The organism is Gammaproteobacteria bacterium (assembly GCA_017999615.1).
Classification (GTDB): Bacteria; Pseudomonadota; Gammaproteobacteria; order JAABTG01; family JAABTG01; genus JAGNLM01.
On record JAGNLM010000013.1, the window covers coordinates 1 to 19,839 of the forward strand.

The following is a 19,839-nucleotide window of genomic DNA, read 5'->3' on the forward strand; positions in this document are numbered from 1 at the left end:
GGCCCCGACCCCGACCCGGCCCCGGCCCCGACCCTGCCCCGGCTACAGGTCGTAGCCGAAGGACCGGATCACGGTCCGCGCCGCGTCGCCCTGCAGATACTTCAGCAGCGCCCGGGCAGCGGCACTGTCAGCCCCCGGCGTCAGCAGGACGGCGTCCTGGCGGATCGGCGCGTGCAGGTCGGCGGGAACCACCCACGCGGACCCACCGGTCAGCTTGCCGTTCTTCGAGACCTGGGAGAGCGCGACGAAGCCGAGGTCGGCGTTGCCGCTCGCGGCGAACTGGTAGGTCTGGGCGATGTTCTCGCCCTGCACGAACTTCGGCTCGACGGCGGAGAAGAGGCCCAGCCGCGTGAGCGTCTCGACCGCCGCGGCGCCGTACGGGGCAAGCTTCGGGTTGGCGAGGGCGAGCTTGTTGAAGCGGTCGGTCGCGAGCACCTTGCCGCCCTCCTCGACCAGACCTTCCTTCGTCGACCAGAGCACCAGCCGGCCGACGGCGTAGGTGAAGTGGCTACCCTTGACCGCCAGCCCCTCGGCCTCGAGTTTTGCCGGGGTCTCGTCATCGGCCGCGAGCAGCACCTGGAACGGGGCCCCGTTCTTGATCTGGGCGTAGAACTTGCCCGTGGCGCCGGTCGAGATCAGCGCCTTGTGGCCGGTGTCCTTCTCGAAGCCGGCGGCGATCTGCTGCATCGGCGAGGCGAAGTTGGCCGCCACCGCGACCTGGACCTCCTCGGCCTGCGCAGCCAGCGCCGCGGTGCCGAGGACCAGCAAGAGCCACTTGCGAACCGTCTTCATCGGGTGCCCTCCAGTGGGACGACCGGAGCGGGTGGACGGGCGGCCTTGCCCAGCGTCACCCGCTCGCAGGTAAAACACCGTTGCGATCAGTCTTCGACGGCCAGGATGACGTGCGAGGCCTTGATCAGCGCGCAGGCCTTCACCCCGACGGCGAGCCCGAGGCTGTGCACGCTCTCGTTGGTGATGATGGCGGTGACGGTCTTGCCGCCGGGGAGCTCCAGCACCACCTCGGCGTTCACCGCTCCCTCCACGCAGCGGCTGACCTTCCCGCAGAGCCGATTGCGGGCGCTGGTGCGCAGGCCGCCGTCGGCGCTCGTCAGGATGATCCAGGGGGCCTTGACCAGGGCCAGCGCCTCCTTGCCCGGCGCCAGACCCAGGTTGCGGGTGCTCTCCCGGGTGATCACCGCAGTCAGGGCGTCACCGCCGCCGAGATCCAGGACCACCTCGTCGTTGACCGCCCCCTCTCGGACCGCCTTCACCCGTCCGCGGAATACGTTGCGCACGCTCGTTTTCATCGCCAGCCGCCTCGTCAGTGCCCAGTAGTGCTCGAAGTCCTCGATGCCTGAGCCGAGCTGCTCCAGGAACCGCCTGTACTCGGCCTCCATGGCGCGGAATGCGGCGACGACCCGCCGGCCCTCGTCGGTCAGCCGGGTCCCGCCGCCGTGACGCCCCCCCGTGGTCCGCACCACCAGCGGGGTTGCGCTCAGGTTGTTGACCGCGTCCACCGCGTCCCAGGCGGCCTTGTAGCTCATGCCCATGGCCCGGGCGGCGGCCGAGATCGAGCCGCTCTCGGCGATGCGCTCCAGAAGCTCGATCCGGCCCCGGCCGAGGAACGGCTGCTCCCCGACCTCGAGCCAGACCCGACCAGCCACCCGTAGCTCGTCGCGCTCCGCCTGCCCCATCCCGGTGCCGCCTTCGTTATATAGAGATGTATATAACCAAAAAAACCTCCCGTGTCACCCCGGTTGCTCGGGGGAGCTGCGCGTCCTGGACCCTGGTGGCCTCTCGGCCCGGGGGGAAAACGGAGGACTGTCTTGTCTTCCAGGGATCGGCCATCACCCGTCCAACGAGTGGCCCGGAGAATGGTCTCCCGAGGTGGGTCACTCTTCGGGAGGTCGAGATGGAAGCGGTCGCGGGGAAGGGCAAGCGTCGCAGTGTCGGGCAGCGCCGTGAGTTGCTCGCGCCTCAGCGCCAGAGCGGGTTGAGCGTGGCGGCGTTCTGCCGCGAGCGGTCGCTGAGCAGCGAGAGCTTCTACCGCTGGCGGCGCGAGGCCGAGGGGAGCGGTCCCGCGCCGGCGGAGCGCGCAGGGTTCATCGAGTGGGGGGCGCTCGGCCGGGAGGCCGAGTGGGACCTGGAGCTCGAGCTCGGGGGCGGGGTCGTTCTGCGCCTGAGACGCGCGTGAATGTTCTTCCCCGAGGGACGGGTGCGGGTGTTCGTGTACGGACGCCCGGTGGACATGCGGCTCGGCTTCACCGGTCTCTACGCCTTGACCCGGCACGGGCTGCAGCAGGACCCGCTTGAGAGCGAGCATCCGACGTCGTTCTTCCGAGCGGCTCTACGTTGATGGACCCGCGCGAAATTTCGCATGTGACCGGACTCCCCTTGTACCTCTTCACGCAAAAGCAGATGCGAGAGGCATTGGGCATCCCGCATCGTCGGGTCCATAAGCTCATGCGATTCGACCGCGACGAGGTCATGGCATGGGCCAAACGCTGGGTCCAGGATGCCCAAGACCAGGGCATTGATGTCAAGGCCGATCCTTCAAGCCAGAGCCGATCGTTGCTGCACGCCTTGGCATCGCTGCCCGCCTGACCGTAGCGTCCGCGCCGGCGCATCCAGTCCGGGCCGGATGCCTGGTCGCAGACGCACCATAACCGTGCCGTCCGGCACCGAGAAATGGGTGTAAATGGGCGGGGGAATGGCTCAGGCCGCCGCCGCGCAGTGGGTCGCCCCGTTGCGTTTGATCGGCGAATTCCCACATTAGACGAAGAAACGGAACATGCTCCACCCATGCTCTCCAGTACCCACAATCAACGCGTCCTCCATCTGGCCAGCCAGAAGGGGCTACTGCGCGCCAGCGATCTGGACGCCATCAGTGCGCCTCGGGTCGTTCTGACGCGCCTGGCCGCTGCGGGTCTACTAGAGAAGGTGGGGCGTGGCCTGTACCGTCTGCCGGATGCACAGGTTTCGGAATTCGAGAGCCTTGCCACCATCGCCACCAAGGTGCCCCAAGCGGTGTTCTGCCTGCTTACGGCGCTGCAGTTTCATGAGCTGACCACGCAGCTGCCGCGTCAGATCTGGATCGCCATGCCTCGAGGCAGCCACCCGCCCCGTGTCGACTACCCGCCCGTCAAGATGGTGCAGTTCACGGGTGATGCCTACTCGGCAGGGATTGAGGAAGTCGAACGCGACGGTGTCAGGCTCCTGGTGTACGGCGTGGCCAATGTGATGCGCCCCTATCTGGAGAGTGTCGGATGAGTGCGGCCACCCCAAATGTCGCGGCATCCGTCCGTGCGCGTCTGCTCAATGCCGCCCGGGCGCTCTGTTGGGTTTCGGTGCCAGTGATCTGGAGTCAGTGGCCCAAGTATTCCGGGACATCGCAGCTGTACCGGTCGAAGACGGCATCGTGTTCGACCCAGCCTCCGTTACGGTCGAGGAGATCCGCAAGGAAGCTGGCTACGGCGGCGTTCGCGTGATGATTGCAGGCGATCTGGCCAGAGCACGCTGCAAGACCCAAATCGATGTCGGCTTCAGCGACGCCGTCACCCCTGCGCCTGTTGATTCGGTCTACCCAGTACTGCTGGAGGAAATGCCCGCGCCACGGCTGCGGGCCTACCCAACGTACACCGTCATCGCGGAAAAGCTCCACGCCATCGCATTGCTGGGTATGACCAACAGCCGCCTGAAGGACTACTTCGATCTGTCGGTGCTGTTGGAACGGGAAACTCTGGACACTGATCTGCTGGCCCAAGCGATCAAGGCCACGTTCGAAAGACGGGGCATGGCGGTTCCTGGCGCGCTGCCAGTCGGCCTGACGGACGAGTTTGCGCACGACGCTTCGCGCCAGGCGCTGTGGCTGGAATTTCTCAAGAAGAACGAACTTCCGCCAGAGCCCTTGCCCGCCATCGTTGGCCGCTTGCGCGTGGCATTGGCACCCGCGCTGAACGTCGTCGCTCGTTGAATATCCCTTCATAGGGCAGCCGCTTCGCGCCCTTCGCCACGGTCAGTGGCGGTCTCCATACCGACTTTGCATGGAGACCACGCTGACTACTCGACTCTGCGCGCACTGCGGCCAACCCTTCAAACCCCGCCCACAGGTTCCCGACCAAGCCTTCTGCTCCGCCCCTGAATGTCAGCGGGCTCGCAAGCGCGAATGGCAGAGGGTGAAACTCCAATCCGACCGGGCCTTGGTCCGGTGCAGCGAGTGCGCGCCATAGTCCCGCGGGTCGAGCCCAACCAGTGCCACCCAGCGCTTCACGATCCGGGCGTACTGCCGGCGCCGCGACGCCTGCGACGAGCAACCTCTCGCTCAGCCGCTCCGGCATGCCCCAGGATTCGTTCAAGCAGGAGGGCACCTCAGGGGTCCCCTCATTCGAGTTGATGGGTGTCGAGGGACAGTGACACGTGGAGGACTTCGCGCGCTGTAACCGACCTGACTCCAAGACGTCACGCAGGCGAAGCGCAACATCTGTATTGCATGGGAGCAACACAGGCGAGGAATTGCCGATGCTTCTCGACGAAAGCGACCTGCTGCAGCGTGACCGTTCGGGCAGGGTGCCCAGGTCGACGGGTGGCGGCTGCGCAAGGGCTGGTACTGGCCCGATGCGCACAACGAGGTCGTCCGCCTCATCCTCAAGATGGCGCATCGCGGCATGCGGGTGGTGCTTGTCGCGGGCAACCACGATGAAATGCTGCGCGACTATGCCGGGCTGACCTTCGGCGGCGTCGAGCTGGCGCTGGAGGCGGTGCACACCACCGCCGATGGCCGCCGCCTGTTGGTGACGCATGGCGACAGCTTCGACGGCGTAGTGCTCTACGCCCAGTGGCTCGCCTTCCTGGGCGACAAGGCCTATTCGCTGCTGCTACGCTCCAACATCGCGGTGAACGCGGTGCGGCGGCGCTTGAAGCTGCCCTACTGGTCGCTCTCCGCGCACCTGAAGCGCAAGGTGAAGAACGCCGTCCAGTACGTCTGCAGCTTTGAAGAGGCAGTGGCCCGCGAAGCGACCGAGCGCGGCTTTGACGGCATCGTCTGCGGCCACATCCACTGCGCCGAGATCAGGAATATCGGAGAGGTCGTCTATTATAACGACGGCGACTGGGTCGAAAGCTGCACGGCGCTGACCGAGGCGGCCGACGGCACGATCAGCATTGTCGACTGGGCACGAGAATGCGCCATCGAGGCGTCGCAAGCCATGCAAATGGAGCTGGCCCCGTGAGGATCGCCATTGCTACGGACGCCTGGTACCCGCAGGTCAACGGGGTCGTCCGCACCCTGGCCGCGACCGTCGCGGAGCTGGGCCGCCGGGGCCATGAGGTGGAGCTGATCACGCCCGACCGCTTCCTGACCGTGCCGCTGCCGGGCTATTCCTCGATCCGGCTGGCCATGGCGCCGCGCTTCACCGTGCGCCGCACGCTGGATGCCTTCGCGCCGGATATCGTCCATATCTCCACCGAAGGGCCCATCGGCTGGAGCGCGCGCAGCTGGAGCCTTTCCCGCGAGGTGCCCTTCACCACGGCGTTCCACACGCGCTTCCCCGACTACGCCTCTGTCCGCACCGGGATCAGCGCCGAGCGCCTGTGGCCGATCATTCAGCGCTTCCACGCCCCCAGCCGCGCCGTGCTGGTGGCGACGCGCAGCCTTGAGGATGAGCTGGAAGGCCGTGGCATCGGGCCCACGCGCCCGTGGAGCCGGGGGATCGACCACGGGATGTTCCGTCCGGAGGGAGAGCTTTACCCGGCGCTGAAGGACCTGCAGCGCCCGATTCTCCTCAACGTGGGCCGGGTCGCGCCGGAAAAGAACCTTGAGCAGTTCCTGGACGCACAGGTTCCCGGCACCAAGGTCGTGGTCGGTGAGGGGCCGTCGCTGCAAGACCTGCGCCGCCGCTATCCCGATGCAGTGTTCCTGGGTGCGCTGTTGGGCGAATACCTCGCCTCAGCCTATCGCGCCGCCGACTGCTTCGTTTTCCCGAGCCGGACCGATACCTTCGGGCTGGTGGTCATCGAGGCGCTGGCCTCCGGCGTGCCCGTGGCGGCGCTGCCGGTGGCTGGCCCGCGCGACATCCTGGGATTGCAGGGACGCGGGCCGCGCGGCGATTTTCCCGAGCGTGTGGGCGTTGTGGACGAAGATCTGTCGTGCGCCATCACCGGCGCCCTGCGGCTCGATCGCAAGGCCGCCGCTGCCTTCGGTGCGCTCCACTCCTGGGAGCGCGCCACCGACCAGTTCCTCGATGCGATCCACACCGCGGCCGGTTCCCGGACACGGAGCCGGGCGACGCAACCCGTCTGACCGCTCCCGGTCTCCGGCGCCAGCTCTCCAACGTCGCCACGGCAACGCCGGTCTCCCGAGAGACCGTCGTCACCGAAGAGCTCTCCGGAGGCAACAGCCGGGCTACTGCCCGGTCTTTGAATCCTTGTCCGTATCGGGCCATGTGCTCACCTCTCTGCCCCCGAGGTTACAGAGCTAGAGAGGCGACCCCTATCCTGAGGCAGGGGGCGTTGAAAGTCAGGACTCAAGACTTCCGCGCCTTGGCGAAGGCATCGGCCATAGTCCCGCCTGTCGCCGGGGGCTGATTCACAGGTTTCGTCACCGCTCGATCCCGATCCTTCGCGTTTGCTTTTACCGTCCGCTGGCGCTCGGCGCGTCCGCCCACGCCCGGATGCTCTGCGGCGCTGTCGCTCAGACGCATGGAGAGCGCGATCCGCTGGCGCGGCAGATTGACCTCCATCACCTTGACCTTGACCAGATCACCGGATTTGACGACCTCGTGCGGATCTTTCACGAACCGGTCCGCCAGCACTGAGATGTGCACCAGTCCGTCCTGATGGACGCCGATATCGACGAAGGCACCGAAGTTCGTGACATTGGTCACGGTGCCTTCGAGGATCATGTCCGGCTTGAGGTCGTTGAGTGTTTCCACTCCATCCTTGAACTGCGCGGTCTTGAACTCGGGTCTCGGATCGCGTCCAGGCTTCTCCAGTTCCGCCAGAATGTCTTTCACGGTCGGCAGACCGAAGCGTTCGTCGGTGAATCGCTGCGGGTCGAGCCGGCGCGGGGTGGCGGCATCGCCGATCAGGCTGCGTATGTCCTTTCCAGTGAACTCGGCGATGCGCCGCACCAATGGATAGGCTTCGGGATGGACCGCCGAGGCGTCCAGTGGTTCGTCGCCGTCCGGCACCCGCAGAAAGCCGGCGCTCAACTGGAACGTCTTCTCGCCAAAGCGCGGCACGGACATCAGCTTTTTGCGATTGGCGAAGGCACCACGTGTCTCGCGGAACTGGATGATATTCTCGGCCAGGGTGCGATTCAGCCCCGACACCTGGGTCAGCAGCGGCACTGACGCCGTATTGAGATCCACCCCGACCGCGTTCACGCAGTCCTCAACCACGGCATCCAGGGTCCGCGCCAGCCGGTTCTGGTTGACATCGTGCTGATACTGACCGACGCCGATGGCCTTGGGCTCGATCTTTACCAGCTCGGCCAGCGGATCCTGTAGACGGCGCGCAATCGAAACCGCCCCGCGCAGCGAGACATCCAGCTCCGGCAGTTCCTTCGACGCGAATTCAGAGGCTGAGTAGACCGAGGCGCCGGCCTCGCTCACCACCATCGAGCGCAGACCCAGTTCGGGATGACGGGCGATCAGGTCGCGCGCGAGCCGGTCGGTCTCGCGCGAGGCGGTGCCATTGCCGATGCTGATGAGCTTGACGGCGTGGGTCTTCGCCAGCGTCGCCAGCCGGGCAATGGACGCATCCCACCGGTTTTTCGGGACATGCGGATAAATGGTGTCCGTCGCCGCCACCTTGCCGGTCGCATCCACCACCGCGACCTTGACCCCGGTGCGCAGACCCGGATCCAGCCCCAGGGCCGGCAGCCGACCCGCCGGCGCCGCCAGCAGCAGCGCCTTGAGATTCAGCCCGAAGACGCGGATCGCCTCTTCTTCGGCGGCTTCCAGCAGACGACCCTTGAGTTCCAGATCGAGCCGGGTCTGGAGCTTGATGCGCCAGGTCTTGCGCACCGTCTCGCCCAGCCAGTCGTCGGCGGCGCGGCCCTGATGACGGATACCGAAACGGCTGGCGATCAGCCCGCGACAGGTGGCGTCGGGATCCTCGCCCTCCCCCGCCAACAGGTCGAGCGAGAGCACGCCCTGATTGCGTCCACGAAGGAGCGCCAGCGCACGGTGCGAGGGCACCCTGGCGACGGCCTCGCGATAATCGAAATAATCCGCGAACTTGGCACCTTCCTGCTCCTTGCCGTCGATGACCCTGGAGATCAGGATGCCGTGCTCCCAGAGATGGTCGCGCAGCCGCCCGGTCAGTTCGGGGTCCTCGGCGAAGCGCTCCATCAGGATCTGGCGCGCGCCTTCCAGCGCCTCCGCCGCATCCGCGACGCCTTTCGCCGCCGCGACATGGGCGCCGGCCAGTTCATGCGGGACCTGGCCGGGATCGGCCAGAATCGCATCGGCCAGCGGCTCCAGTCCGGCCTCGCGCGCAATCTGGGCCTTGGTGCGCCGTTTGGGCTTGTAGGGCAGATAAAGGTCTTCCAGCCGCTGCTTGGTCACGGCCCCATTGATCTCGGTCTGGAGTTCGGGCGTCAGTTTGCCCTGTTCATCGATGCTCTTGAGCACGGCTGCCCGCCGCTCGGCCAGCTCGCGCAGATAGCCGAGCCGCTCTTCCAGCAGACGTAATTGAATGTCGTCGAGACCGCCGGTGACTTCCTTGCGATAACGGGCGATGAAGGGCACGGTCGCGCCCTCGTCGAGCAGCCGGATGGCCGCCTCCACCTGCGCCGGACGCGCGGCGAGTTCGTTGCTCAGGGTTTCGGTGATGCTGGTCATACGGGATGGTTCTTCCAAATGGACAGGATTAACAGGATGGTTCTGTGTCGAGTGAACTGAAGGCCGACCGCTCGATCGCAGCCGTCAGGGCAAAAACGGGCTTTTAGGGGTCGGGTTGACTGCGGGCGGCAGCGGGATCCTGACCTCATGCGCAATGCCGGAGCCGGGGCGGGCGGGCGGGCGGGCGGGCGTATAGTCCGAACAAACGCCCTTTTTCACAGGCCCGCCGAGTATCCCCAGCCCGCCGGGCCATCGTCAATCTGCTGTACAGCGACCGGAGTTGCAGCCTGCTGCTGGGCGAGGTGGGCGAGGACCTTCTTGACGCTGCGCCCAGCTCATCGCAGCGCGGCGCTCGGCAGGCGTTTGGGGGTCCGACCCCTCTGTTGATGCCTGCTTGCCGCCCTTACCCCGCCTGGCCGGGGTAACCCGCGCCCGGTAGCCGCTGTTGGGGGCGAATACGCCATGAAACCACGCGTGGGAGCTTTCACCCGGCGAAATCGTACCGACCCCATATCTGTCCAGCGCCTGCTGCGGGCGATGGTCATCGCCGCGGCGACCGGCTACGGGGGACGGCAGGCCGACGTGATAGGGTGCACAGCGGGTCGCATGCCGCCTGGTCGGGGTGCCGAGACCGGGGGGCGAGTACGGCTTCTATCTGAGGAATCTGCCCGGGGCGGTGGGACCCCGACAGACCGCCGATCTCTACCGCGTGCGCTGGTACACGCCTCCCGGGTAAGCTCGATCCTGATCGGTCTGCTCGCGCATCATCATCGCCGACGCGAGGCCCCGCCTCCGCGCGCCGATACCGAGCGCACGCCGGCGCCGATCCATCCCCAGTCGCTGGCCCGTGCTATGGGCAGCGCGGCGCAAAGTCTTGCCGCTGCCCTCGACCTCAAAGGCGCAGAAGCCGAGCGGCGCTGGCGCGAGCTGGCCGGGCTGCTCACGCACTTGGGCAAGGACCCCAACTGGCACAACCGTCCATCGATTCTCGATCAGCTGCGCGGCTGGCGGATCACGCCGGGACGACCGCGCACAGCCCGAACCGCTTCGTTGGTTCGGCTGCAAGCCACCCAAGATGCTTCATAACCCATTGACTCATAAGCTAACTGATCACGCATGGCGACACGCCACCTCCTCCCGGTGCACCGGCACGTCCCGCGGGGCCGTGACGCCGAGGCGCGCCTGGAGGAGCAGCGGGACAAGGCCCGAGGCGGACAGGTTCCGACCGGGGCCTGGGGAGTGGCGCGGCGGGGGTCGGACCCGGTACGCGCCAGGTGTCAGGATTGCCGACGGCGGCTGAAGCCGATTCCGGCGAGGCCGAGGCCGAGGAGCGCCAGCGTGGCAGGTTCCGGGACGGTGGGGGTACCGTTACCGGCCGTCGATATAGCGACGTTGTCGAAACGCTGACCGCGAGCGTCGGTACCGAAGCTACTCGAGAAGTCGTAGAGGCCGAAGTAGCCAGAGCTGAAGGTGCTGTCGACGAGGGTGGATTTGAGCACGCCATCCACGAAGGCCTGGTACGTGTTGCCCTGCACCTCCACCTTGAGCCGGTGGTTGCCGCCGCGTAACCCGAGGTCAGGGGTGTTCTCATACACCTGCCAGCCATTGAGCCCGACGTCATTCTGGACGACATGCCAGTACAGGCCATCGCCACTTCCGACGCCCCCTCCCGTGATGAGCATCACGCCGCTCGCCTGGCCACCGGCGTAGGAGCTGCGCAGGCACACGCCACCGTCATGCCAAACGAGGACATTGACTTCGACCGTGAAGTCCGTCAGCAGCGCAGTGTTGGCCTGAGTGTACGTAGTAGGGTTATTGCTCGGCGATACCGCGTCATACGTGCCGTCGAGGATCCGCCAGCTGCCGCGCTCGTTGTTCCATTTCGACGGGTCCCCACTGAAGTCTTCAGAGAAAATCACGCCGGCGATAGCGCCCCCGCTGAGTCCTGCGCACAACAGTCCGACCACCAGGTGTAGCGTCAGCTTCGTTGCCTTCACGGGTGTTCTCCCTGCAAGTCTGTTTTCGGCCCAACGCGGTCACGGCGTCACCGCACGTACGAACTCTGCTCCGCAAAGGCCGTACCACCGACGACAGATCAATGAGGTGCTGAATCTCTCTGCTGCAAGTGTTAACCGCAGCGACGGGGAGCGCGACACAGCGCACAGTTCAGGAGCTGGGTCTTTACCGTAGGGCACCGGCCCGCTCCGCCCCTATTCTCCGGGCCACCTCCTCCCGGTGAACGGGCACCTCCCGCGGCGCCGTCACGCCGAGCCGGATCTGGTTGCCGCTGACGTCCAGGATGGTCACGCGGATGTTGTCGCGGATGATCAGGGTCTCGCCGATCCGCCGGGTGAGGACGAGCATGGGTTGCAGCCTCCGTGCTGGGATGGGGGATGGAGGGGGGGATGGAAGGGGGGGGTGGACAGTCACCGCGGGGAAGCCCTGCCCCGACGCGGCGCCAGAGCCCGCGGGGGGCGTAAATCTCGCCATTCGCGCAATAACAAACGGCGGCACGAGGCCGCCGTTCTATCTCTGCAGGAAGAGTGGACTCAAGCGTGACGCCGACGGCGCATGGCACCCAAGCTGGCAATGCCGACCCCTAAAAGCGCGAGAGAGGCCGGTTCAGGTACGCTGGCAACGTCGAACGCGCCGACGGTGATGCCGTGCCAATTCTCGTTGAGATCAGTGAAGGTAATGGACGTGTAGGTACCCGGCAACTTGATGATGCCATGCACCTCGCCACTACCGGAGAAGCCGGTACCCCCCGAATTGAGGACGGGCGTACCGCTCCCCCAATACCCGCCGCCGTAACTCAGGAACTCAATCGGAACTCCGAAATCAACGGTATTCCCGTTCCAACTGACGAGCGCGATCAGCGGATCGACCACGGCCTGGGAGAATGTGATGGTCTTCTGGCCGCCTGCATTCAGCGCAATGATATCGGATGTGGGGGGCGCATTATCGACAGCAGCGCCGACATAGGGGCCGGATGGGTTCCAGTAGTTGATGCCACCACTTGTTTGTGCAAACGAGTATGCTCCGGCATAGGCGACGTTTACAGTTTCTGCCCCGAAGGCAAGGGTACCCAGGACACCGGGTGCTGCAGCCGTGACGCTCGTCCAATCCGTCCAGGATACCGGCACGGCGGATGCGGGAGCGCTGAAGGCAGCGCTAAGCATTACCACGACAGCCAGGTTTTTCATGCTCTGAATCCTCATGGACCAAGGAAAACATCTGTTACCACGAAGCGCTCACGGTGGTAGGGCCCGCAGCGCAACCTCTTTGTCTCTGAGTCCCGTTAAGCATCGGCTATGCCAGTAGTGAGAGGACGCAGGTCCGCGGAAAGACTTTTCATTGCCTTGTGGACGGTGAGTGCGGCATGCATCACGATTCGCACGTCGTTGTCTCCCTTGGCTTTCGTAAAAGGATCCGACAGACCGGAGGCAGGCGTATCGGCCTTCATCACTTTTGCGGCGCCGCTCAACTCGGAGAGGGAGTAGACGAGGCAGGCTCGTTGCGCTGCTGGTCGGTCTCCCGACCGGCCATGAGTGCGCACCACGCTCCCCGGAGCATGAGAGGTACCTCCGCGCTGCGGCGCGGTGACCGTCGTGATGGTTCGCTCGTCATCAGCACTGAGGTCCGCTTCGGGACGGAACCACCCGGCAGCCGCCGGGCATTGAAGGTCGGGAGTCAGGCGGGCGGCTGCCGATCAGAGCCAGCGGCCGGGCGCCGACCCGGACCCGGCGCCACCAGGCAGGTGTCAGTCAGGGTTCCCGACAGAGCGCAGTCAGGACCCGGAGGTGAGGGGCGCCGGCTGCTACCGGAATCTGTCGGCCATAACCGGCCCTTCCTGATTCTCCAAAGCTGCCCTTCACGCATAGAGCCCGGACGTGAGAACCCCGCCACTCGGGCGGGGTCTCCGAGGCGCTGGCCGGGGTCGGACCGGCGGCGCGTCAGGTGTCAGCGAGTCCGACGCCGGCTGAAGCCGAGACCAGCAAGGCCGAGCCCCAGGAGGGCGAGCGTAGCGGGCTCCGGCACCGAAGCAGGGGGGACCGGCGCCAACTTCAACGTCGAGGTGATATTGAAATTGGACTCCGACGTGTGCCGCTCTGCGAAAAAGATGTCAAGCGAATACTCCGTGTTCACTGCGAGGCCCTTTGCCAACAGCAACTCCTCCGAAAAGGAACTCGATGCGGCGCTGTGCACCCCGCCGAGGTCCATAACGAGTTTTCCGTCAACGAAGACCCACAGGTCGTCATCACCGGTGAAGGCAAAGGAGTAGTCGTCGGCATCGACCTTTGGATTGTCGAAGGAGATGGTTCCCTCGAGATGCAGCGTAAAATGATAGTTGTGGACCCGGCCCTGGTTGCCGAAAAACTGCCCGTCAATCGGGAAGAACGAGGCACTGCTGTACTGGAACACCTCACTGCCGGGCGCAGTCTCTGGTACATCCAAGGAGAACGCCTGGCTGCCATTGACGCCAGCACTGTCGGTGTACCACTTCGGGAAGTTTGCGGCTGTCGTAGCACCGTAACCGTCAGCCGCGACATAGGTCGGAAGGCCGCTGGCGTTGAGCGTTGTACTGACCATTCCGGGCGTCAGGCCAGAGATCGTCCCCTCAAAGTCGCTCAGCCGCGTGCAGCTTCCCGTGATGTCCGGGGCGCAGAAGTCCCGAATCGTCCCTGTCAGCAAGACAGCGTTTGCCGCCGCGCTCATACCCAGCCCCAGCAGCAGGGCCGTCGCCACACCAAGCTTCTTTGCGTTCATCGTCGTAACCCTTCCCGATGCCACCCGAGCGGCAGCTTTCGCGAGATGCGTAGCAGAGTTCATGCCACGTGACGCAACCTGATGATGCAAAGAGCTTTCCATCTGGCGCCTAACAGGCGTCTGTAAGAGGCCTCAGATATCCTTGTGACGAGCGTCACACAGCGCCACGGAATGGCGCTGTCAGGCGACACGACACACTGACGCCCTGACGACACGAGGAATGGACCCCCTTCGCGGAAGGAGGTCCAAGTGAACGAAGAGGTCGGGCAAGCTCCCCGGTCCGAGTGGAACGAGGGGAGGCAGGCGATGCAGACGCCTGAGGAGGTCCGGGCGATGCTCAAGCTGGCGTCGCTGGGTTGGGGTGCCAAGCGCATCGCCCGGGAGATGGGGTGCAGCCGCAACACCGTCAGGCGCTATCTGCGCCAGGGTGGCTGGCGGCCGTACCCTTCGCCGCAGCGTCCTGGGCCGCTGGCGGCCCTCACCGACTGGCTGGCGGCTACCTTCCGCCAGCATCGTGGCAGCTGCGACGTCGTGCGCCAGGAGTTGCAGCGCGAGCAGGGTGTCGTCGTCAGCCTGCGCACCATCGAGCGCGCCGTGGCGCATCTGTAACCGGTTCGTAGCCGGCGTCCTTCCGCCGACGGCGCCGGCCCGGAGAATGGCCTCCCGAGGTGGGTCACTCTTGGGGAGGTCGAGATGGCGGCGGTCGAGGGGAAAGGCAAGCATCGCAGCATCGTGCAGCGCCGTGAGTTGCTCGCGCGTCAGCGCCAGAGCGGGTTGAGCGTGGCGGCGTTCTGCCGCGAGCGGTCGCTGAGTAGCGAGAGCTTCTACCGCTGGCGGCGGGAGTTGGCGGGTACCGATGCCGCGCCGGCGGGGCTCGCGGAGCGCGCGGGTTTCATCGAGTTGGGGTCGCTTGGCAGTAACCGGTTCGTAGCCGGCGTCGGCGGAAGGACGCCGGCTACGAACCGGTTACGGTCAAGCTACACGACGGCACGGTCCCATCATCCGGCAACCGAGCCCCCGTGGTGCTGGTCTAATAATCGCTCACGGTATGAATCGAACCCATAACTCCTCCGCAGCGATCTGGATGTCATGCCCCTTGGCCTTGTAGCCGAGGGCGGTCTCGATCTTCCTGCCGTGGCTGGTATGGACCCAGTCGCGGCTTGCCAACGTGCCAATGATGAGATAGCTCAGGTCGACGCTCACACGCTCGACCGGGATACCGCCGAGTTGCTCAATCGCGCTCTGGCACCGAGACCGTGGGCCATAGATGAATTTTCCGGTAAGACAGAAAGTGCGGCCCTCGAAGTTGACCGTCTCAAGCGGGTCGACCGGGAGGCGGGTCGCGAGACCTTCTGGCGACCCCGTTTCCTCCAAGGTTCCCCCCAGCATCTGCTTGAGGGTCTCCTGAAGGTCCTGGCGTTCCTCCTCAGTCACGAGTCCGTCAGCGAGCACGGATTCAACCCGTTGGGCAAGAATGTTGGCGGGCCAGTCCTTGGTCAGCTCTTCGTTCTGGCGAAGCCAGGTATGGAGAAACAGGATCTCCTGATCGCTCAGATGGGAGTCAGCCATGAGGCCGCTGCGGATCCCCTAGAGCATGGACAGCGCTTTCCGGAGGTTCTGATGCCAATGCAGACCAATCGCCCGAGGCTGGCCATCCTCGTCCAAAGTCTTCGAGATCATGTCCCTTCCTCCTTACAAGCTTGTCGACTGGCGGGGCGATACAGTATCGCGCCCTCGCGCTCCAGACGGCCAGACTCAGCTTGAACGGCCAAGGGTCCACCTCGGACGCCGCCTTAACGCCTACCGCGGAAGCCGCGCCGAGTCCCGCACCGCCGCTGTGCCCCCGCTTGCTCTTCGAGTTCCGCGTCACTGTATCGCTTTTGACCCTCGCCGCTCCGGGCGTGCTCGGACGGCTGCTGCCGGCGTGTGCCCACCGAGTTCGTGCGGAGTCACCGTGCGGCGGCAAACAGTGTTGATGCTGGCGAGGCCGGTCCAGGGCAGAGTGCGTGGAAGAAGGTCGTCCCTTCACCAGTGAAGTCCGCGCTCTGAATCGTAGGAGATGACCAGTGGTCTTTGGCGTTTTCCTCCTCCCGTCAGGACGGTGCCCTGCCACTGGTCCGCTTGGCGCTGGAGCGGCAGCAGGGTCTGCCAAGCTGGCACCGGAACCCGCGCGGCCGCCGCGCGGAGGAGCAGATCCGCCAGTGGCACTTCGGCCACCACATGCGCGCGCACCGAGACCGCGGAGTTCGCCCATGGGTGTCGCGGATGATCGGTCATGGGGGCGAGTGTCGTGCCATCCCACCTTGCGAGAACCAGCACTCGCGTCGGTTCGCCGAGGCGCGTGGGCGTCATTTCGTCCCGCCAGTAGTCTGTCTCGCCGACTCGGTAACTTCCGGAAAGCGGGAGTGCGTTCAATGCACCGAGAGCCGCAGAAGTCTTCGCCTCGCCCTCGACTCGCCGGGAGACCGCAGCGAGGGCCGGAGGCACTGCCTCGAGCACCTGAGCCCCATAGACGGACTCCATGAGTCGGCGCGCATCGGCCGGCATGCGGAGCTCACCTGAGGACAGCAGGCTCGACGTGAGCCAGAGTCGGCCCCAGTCGGGGTAGACCCGAGAGGTGCCGCTGTTCCCATCGAGCCAATGCGTGTCCGCGTCGCTGCGAGGCAATGGACCGTGGAGAACGAGGGTGGGGACCCCGCGGTCCCCGCGGCGGTGGCGATGGAGACGGCCCGCGCGCTGGACCACCAAGTCGATGGGCGCGAGGTCGGTGGCCATCAGGTCAAAGTCGAGATCAAGGCTCTGCTCGACCACCTGGGTCGCGACGAGGACCTGTCCCCGGCGCAACCCCTGGGTGCTCTCCTTGCCGAAGCGCAAGAGCACATCCTGCTCCACGGCGAGGCGGTCGCCGAGGGTGAAGCGCGCATGGAACAACTGAACCCGCGCACCGAGGACGGGTTTCAGCGCGTCATAGGCTTCGAGAGCATCCCGGACGGTGTTTCGGACCCAGCAGGCGCATCCACCTTCCCGTGCGGTCGCCAGGAGGTGGCCCATGACCGCGTCCCGCTCCGGCTCGCAGACCACCTTTACCGTGCGAACCAACTCCGGGCGGGTCGCCAGTGGCATCTCCTCGACACCCGAGGTGCCCACCCGGGTGGCCAAGGGGTAGCTGTTGGCGGTGAGCGATAGAGGGGCGGCCCCACGACCCCGCCGCCAGGCACCGACAAGCTCCTTCCGCTGCGCGGTCGGCATCGTGGCGGACATCAACACGACGGAGCCACCGGCGCGGGCATGCAGTTCCAGGAGGGTCGCGAGCACTCGGGTCATGTAGGCGTCGTAGGCGTGGACTTCGTCCACCACCAGCACCTTGCCCAGCAACCCCAGCAGCCGCAGCGCCCCGTGTCGAGCATGCAGGGCCGCAAGCAGCGCCTGGTCCACGGTTCCCACCCCAACCGGCGAAAGCAGGGCTCGACGGTTGGAGTCAGCCAGCCAGGCGCTCGCCCGCGCCGTCGCTGATTCGGGCTCCCCGCTGGCATCCTGCAACTCCACCAGCGCCCGGTTGCCGTGGGTCAGGATCAGCGAGGGGGTCTCCGCGAAGAGTTGCGTGTAGCAATGCCGGATGCGACCGTAGAGGGCGTTGGCGGTTGCCATGGTCGGGAGTGCCCAAAAGAGCCCGTGGGCAATGCCAGCGGCCATCCAGCGGTGTGCTGCGAGGAGCGCCGCCTCGGTCTTGCCAGCGCCCGTCAAGTCCTCGATGACGAGCAGTTGAGGCTCCAGCGCAACCCGAGTCCGCTCGACATAGGCCTGCAGGGGCGTCGGGGCCCAGCCCGGAAACAATCCGCTGAACGGGGTTTCCTGGGCGGGGGGTACCGGCAAGCCTCCGAATCGTGCAACCGCGGTCTCGGCTGCCGCCTGCGCCCGTGCCCAGTAAGCATGCAAGGGCATCGACTCCGTGCAGTACGGGAACCACTCACTGTTGGAACCCAGCCAGTCGGCCAGGACGGCGAGGCCCGCGAGCCACCACGAGGCCCGCTCCGCGGCCGTGATAGCCTCCAATGGGTCCCCCGACGGAAACGCGCGGGGGGACACGAAGAGGCCGTCTATGGCCCGGATGAATGCCTGGCTGGCCTGCAGGTCCTCAGCGGTGTAGTGCTGGTCCACCCTCACCCGGCGCATGCCCTGTCCCTGGCTGGGGGGCTGGCCGTGATGCCCCGTGACGCAACGGGCCCATACGTCGAGCCACTCGGCCCTTTCCGGTTTGGCCGTTATCCGGGCACGAAGCTCATTCTGCCAGAGGACCCAGCCGAGGCTGTCGTGGCGAACACTGTAAGCGTGAGGCGTGCGCTCGCGTCCTAGGTGCCGGGAGAGTGCCGGAAGTTGATTCTGAAAAGCGGCACTGAACTTTCCGATGTCATGAAGCGCGAGAAACCACCGTGCCCATGACTGAAGGCTCTCCCCGGACAGGCCAAGAAGTGTGGCTAGCGTTTGGCCCAGGGGCTGGTGGCGCCGCAACAGTTCCTGCCCACACGCGGCGACGTCGAGGGCATGGTAAACGAGGAGGTGCGCGGGCGAACCCGCCTCACCCCCTCGAGCTTTCCCCCAGTAGCGGAACATCTTGGCCTTCGGTTGCGGTGACTGCTGTCTATCAGGGAATGACTTCTATCCCCGCCTGCGCGGGGAACACTACAACGATTCTGGTGCGGAAGCACAGAGTCCCGGTCGATCCCTGCGTGCTGGTTCATCCTCCGGTCCATCCCCGCGTGCGCGGGGAACACCCGGGCGGATTTGATAGTGCCCCTCGCGGCCCTCGGTCCATCCCCGCGTGCGCGGGGAACACGCAATGCAAGGCGCCGCACCCGCGGCGGGCGTTACGGTCCATCCCCGCGTGCGCGGGGAACACTCGAGGGCCGGGCCCGCGCAATCGCGGCGCTGCCGGTCCATCCCCGCGTGCGCGGGGAACACCGGCTGCGCCCCCGAGGGCTCGGTTTCGTTCTACGGTCCATCCCCGCGTGCGCGGGGAACACGATGCCGTAGCGGTCGCGCAGCTCGTCCGCCAGCGGTCCATCCCCGCGTGCGCGGGGAACACGAATTGGTATGGATCGACAGACAACGCAACCGCGGTCCATCCCCGCGTGCGCGGGGAACACCCTGGCGAGCGCTTCAACAGCAGACGCGCCGCCCGGTCCATCCCCGCGTGCGCGGGGAACACCCTAACATCTGCGAGCGCTATGCAAAAATTTTCGGTCCATCCCCGCGTGCGCGGGGAACACTTGTCTTACTTTGCAACACGGGGCGGAACTACACGGTCCATCCCCGCGTGCGCGGGGAACACGACCTCAGCCTGACGCCGGACGAGAGCGCCTTCGGTCCATCCCCGCGTGCGCGGGGAACACGGCCCCGACGGCGGGTTCGCCGTGCCTCCGGACGGTCCATCCCCGCGTGCGCGGGGAACACGACGTCGAGCGCCTTGATCGTGTCCGGCAGGCCGGTCCATCCCCGCGTGCGCGGGGAACACGTGAGGCAGTACCTCGCCAAGAGGGGTGCGAGCGGTCCATCCCCGCGTGCGCGGGGAACACGTATCCGCCGCGCCTCTCGCTCTCCGACGGAGCCCGGTCCATCCCCGCGTGCGCGGGGAACACCCCACGTCAACAGCCCATAGAAAAAGGCCCCCATGGTCCATCCCCGCGTGCGCGGGGAACACCTCGGCAACCTCACCTCGGTTCAAACCCGCGACGGTCCATCCCCGCGTGCGCGGGGAACACCCCCCCTGGAAGCGTCTTGACTGGGCTTGTCTCGGTCCATCCCCGCGTGCGCGGGGAACACTTTTGCGCCTTTGCCTCCTTCGTTAGCCTCGACCGGTCCATCCCCGCGTGCGCGGGGAACACTTCTGCGGCGGAGTCTGGTTGGAGTCGGACTGCGGTCCATCCCCGCGTGCGCGGGGAACACGATTCGACGGTTTGGCGCTATCCGGCTGAGCTGGGTCCATCCCCGCGTGCGCGGGGAACACCGAACGCCCCCCTGTAAACCGTCTTTAGTGGGCGGTCCATCCCCGCGTGCGCGGGGAACACCCTGAAGACCACCAAGGACGCCGGAATGGACGCGGTCCATCCCCGCGTGCGCGGGGAACACGAGCTGCCGAGCCTCGAGGACTGGCGGAGTTATGGTCCATCCCCGCGTGCGCGGGGAACACCTGGGCGAGCTTCTCGACGCCGGCGGCGCCGTCCGGTCCATC

General features: G+C 66.1%; 15 protein-coding genes, 5 pseudogenes and 1 CRISPR repeat array (1 of these 21 only partly in view). Of the genes and pseudogenes, 9 read left to right on the top strand and 11 right to left on the bottom strand.

Features of this window, described 5'->3' with window-relative positions:
• Positions 1 to 42: 42 nt before the first annotated feature.
• A complete protein-coding gene (modA, locus tag KA217_09960; GenBank protein MBP7712771.1) occupies positions 43 to 792 on the bottom strand; it encodes a molybdate ABC transporter substrate-binding protein in 750 nt (249 codons plus the stop codon).
• A gap of 86 nt (positions 793 to 878) precedes the next feature.
• Positions 879 to 1,694, bottom strand: coding sequence for a TOBE domain-containing protein (locus KA217_09965; GenBank protein MBP7712772.1), 816 nt, complete (start codon positions 1,692 to 1,694; stop codon positions 879 to 881).
• Between the two features lie 218 nt (positions 1,695 to 1,912).
• Here KA217_09965 and KA217_09970 point away from each other — a divergent pair, with 218 nt between their 5' ends.
• From KA217_09970 to KA217_10000, 7 genes and pseudogenes are all read left to right on the top strand, one after another.
• A complete protein-coding gene (locus KA217_09970; GenBank protein MBP7712773.1) occupies positions 1,913 to 2,194 on the top strand; it encodes a transposase in 282 nt (93 codons plus the stop codon).
• Complete coding sequence (locus KA217_09975) at positions 2,195 to 2,356, top strand: hypothetical protein (GenBank protein MBP7712774.1); 162 nt, start codon at positions 2,195 to 2,197, stop codon at positions 2,354 to 2,356.
• A 38-nt stretch (positions 2,357 to 2,394) separates the two neighbouring features.
• Positions 2,395 to 2,604, top strand: a complete 210-nt coding sequence (locus KA217_09980) for a hypothetical protein (GenBank protein ID MBP7712775.1) — start codon at positions 2,395 to 2,397, stop codon at positions 2,602 to 2,604.
• Between the two features lie 198 nt (positions 2,605 to 2,802).
• A pseudogene (locus KA217_09985) lies at positions 2,803 to 3,228 on the top strand (type IV toxin-antitoxin system AbiEi family antitoxin domain-containing protein).
• A 38-nt stretch (positions 3,229 to 3,266) separates the two neighbouring features.
• Positions 3,267 to 3,973, top strand: a pseudogene (locus tag KA217_09990) (nucleotidyl transferase AbiEii/AbiGii toxin family protein).
• Between the two features lie 601 nt (positions 3,974 to 4,574).
• Positions 4,575 to 5,228: pseudogene (locus tag KA217_09995) on the top strand (UDP-2,3-diacylglucosamine diphosphatase).
• Positions 5,225 to 6,298 (top strand): glycosyltransferase family 1 protein, encoded by a 1,074-nt coding sequence (locus KA217_10000; GenBank protein MBP7712776.1) that lies wholly within the window; start codon positions 5,225 to 5,227, stop codon positions 6,296 to 6,298. Before KA217_09995 ends, KA217_10000 begins: the two are co-directional and overlap by 4 nt.
• Before the next feature lie 16 nt (positions 6,299 to 6,314).
• On the opposite strand, the pseudogene KA217_10005 reads toward KA217_10000, so the two are convergent.
• From KA217_10005 to KA217_10035, 7 genes and pseudogenes are all read right to left on the bottom strand, one after another.
• Positions 6,315 to 6,440: pseudogene (locus tag KA217_10005) on the bottom strand (helix-turn-helix domain-containing protein).
• An 81-nt stretch (positions 6,441 to 6,521) separates the two neighbouring features.
• The gene (locus KA217_10010; protein ID MBP7712777.1) at positions 6,522 to 8,843 is read right to left on the bottom strand and encodes an RNA-binding transcriptional accessory protein; all 2,322 of its coding nucleotides are present in this window, start codon (positions 8,841 to 8,843) and stop codon (positions 6,522 to 6,524) included.
• 1,110 nt (positions 8,844 to 9,953) lie between these two features.
• Complete coding sequence (locus KA217_10015) at positions 9,954 to 10,127, bottom strand: carbon storage regulator (GenBank protein ID MBP7712778.1); 174 nt, start codon at positions 10,125 to 10,127, stop codon at positions 9,954 to 9,956.
• Positions 10,121 to 10,198: pseudogene (locus KA217_10020) on the bottom strand (PEP-CTERM sorting domain-containing protein). The gene KA217_10015 and the pseudogene KA217_10020 overlap by 7 nt, the downstream one beginning before the upstream one ends.
• A gap of 826 nt (positions 10,199 to 11,024) precedes the next feature.
• On the bottom strand, positions 11,025 to 11,207 hold the full coding sequence (gene csrA, locus KA217_10025; GenBank protein ID MBP7712779.1) for a carbon storage regulator CsrA: 183 nt from the start codon (positions 11,205 to 11,207) through the stop codon (positions 11,025 to 11,027).
• Positions 11,208 to 11,392: 185 nt separating this feature from the next.
• Positions 11,393 to 12,046, bottom strand: coding sequence for a PEP-CTERM sorting domain-containing protein (locus KA217_10030; protein ID MBP7712780.1), 654 nt, complete (start codon positions 12,044 to 12,046; stop codon positions 11,393 to 11,395).
• Between the two features lie 757 nt (positions 12,047 to 12,803).
• Complete coding sequence (locus KA217_10035; protein MBP7712781.1) at positions 12,804 to 13,610, bottom strand: fibro-slime domain-containing protein; 807 nt, start codon at positions 13,608 to 13,610, stop codon at positions 12,804 to 12,806.
• A 306-nt stretch (positions 13,611 to 13,916) separates the two neighbouring features.
• On the opposite strand from KA217_10035, the gene KA217_10040 reads away from it, so the two are divergent.
• Both KA217_10040 and KA217_10045 read left to right on the top strand, forming a co-directional pair.
• Positions 13,917 to 14,219: a helix-turn-helix domain-containing protein gene (locus tag KA217_10040; protein MBP7712782.1), complete on the top strand. Its 303-nt coding sequence runs from the start codon at positions 13,917 to 13,919 to the stop codon at positions 14,217 to 14,219.
• 84 nt (positions 14,220 to 14,303) lie between these two features.
• Positions 14,304 to 14,675 carry a transposase gene (locus KA217_10045; protein MBP7712783.1) on the top strand — a complete coding sequence of 124 codons (372 nt, stop codon included), beginning with the start codon at positions 14,304 to 14,306 and terminating at the stop codon, positions 14,673 to 14,675.
• Here the strand turns inward: KA217_10045 and KA217_10050 are convergent.
• Together KA217_10050 and cas3 are read right to left on the bottom strand one after the other, a co-directional pair.
• Complete coding sequence (locus KA217_10050) at positions 14,652 to 15,179, bottom strand: BRCT domain-containing protein (GenBank protein ID MBP7712784.1); 528 nt, start codon at positions 15,177 to 15,179, stop codon at positions 14,652 to 14,654. The two genes, KA217_10045 and KA217_10050, sit on opposite strands and share 24 nt — an antisense overlap.
• Positions 15,180 to 15,635: 456 nt before the next feature.
• The gene (gene cas3 / locus KA217_10055) at positions 15,636 to 18,221 is read right to left on the bottom strand and encodes a CRISPR-associated helicase Cas3' (protein MBP7712785.1); all 2,586 of its coding nucleotides are present in this window, start codon (positions 18,219 to 18,221) and stop codon (positions 15,636 to 15,638) included.
• 41 nt (positions 18,222 to 18,262) lie between these two features.
• A CRISPR array of direct repeats spans positions 18,263 to 19,839; the repeat unit is 29 nt; unit sequence CGGTCCATCCCCGCGTGCGCGGGGAACAC; it runs 1,617 nt beyond the window's last position.

Excerpts from the sequence above, each read along its gene's own strand:
- modA (MBP7712771.1), bottom strand. The coding sequence starts at position 792 with ATGAAGACGGTTCGCAAGTGGCTCTTGCTGGTCCTCGGCACCGCGGCG.
- KA217_09965 (MBP7712772.1), bottom strand. The coding sequence starts at position 1,694 with ATGGGGCAGGCGGAGCGCGACGAGCTACGGGTGGCTGGTCGGGTCTGG.
- KA217_09970 (MBP7712773.1), top strand. The coding sequence starts at position 1,913 with ATGGAAGCGGTCGCGGGGAAGGGCAAGCGTCGCAGTGTCGGGCAGCGC.
- KA217_09975 (MBP7712774.1), top strand. The coding sequence starts at position 2,195 with ATGTTCTTCCCCGAGGGACGGGTGCGGGTGTTCGTGTACGGACGCCCG.
- KA217_10010 (MBP7712777.1), bottom strand. The coding sequence starts at position 8,843 with ATGACCAGCATCACCGAAACCCTGAGCAACGAACTCGCCGCGCGTCCG.
- csrA (MBP7712779.1), bottom strand. The coding sequence starts at position 11,207 with ATGCTCGTCCTCACCCGGCGGATCGGCGAGACCCTGATCATCCGCGAC.
- KA217_10030 (MBP7712780.1), bottom strand. The coding sequence starts at position 12,046 with ATGAAAAACCTGGCTGTCGTGGTAATGCTTAGCGCTGCCTTCAGCGCT.
- KA217_10035 (MBP7712781.1), bottom strand. The coding sequence starts at position 13,610 with ATGAACGCAAAGAAGCTTGGTGTGGCGACGGCCCTGCTGCTGGGGCTG.
- KA217_10040 (MBP7712782.1), top strand. The coding sequence starts at position 13,917 with ATGCAGACGCCTGAGGAGGTCCGGGCGATGCTCAAGCTGGCGTCGCTG.
- KA217_10045 (MBP7712783.1), top strand. The coding sequence starts at position 14,304 with ATGGCGGCGGTCGAGGGGAAAGGCAAGCATCGCAGCATCGTGCAGCGC.
- KA217_10050 (MBP7712784.1), bottom strand. The coding sequence starts at position 15,179 with ATGGCTGACTCCCATCTGAGCGATCAGGAGATCCTGTTTCTCCATACC.
- cas3 (MBP7712785.1), bottom strand. The coding sequence starts at position 18,221 with ATGTTCCGCTACTGGGGGAAAGCTCGAGGGGGTGAGGCGGGTTCGCCC.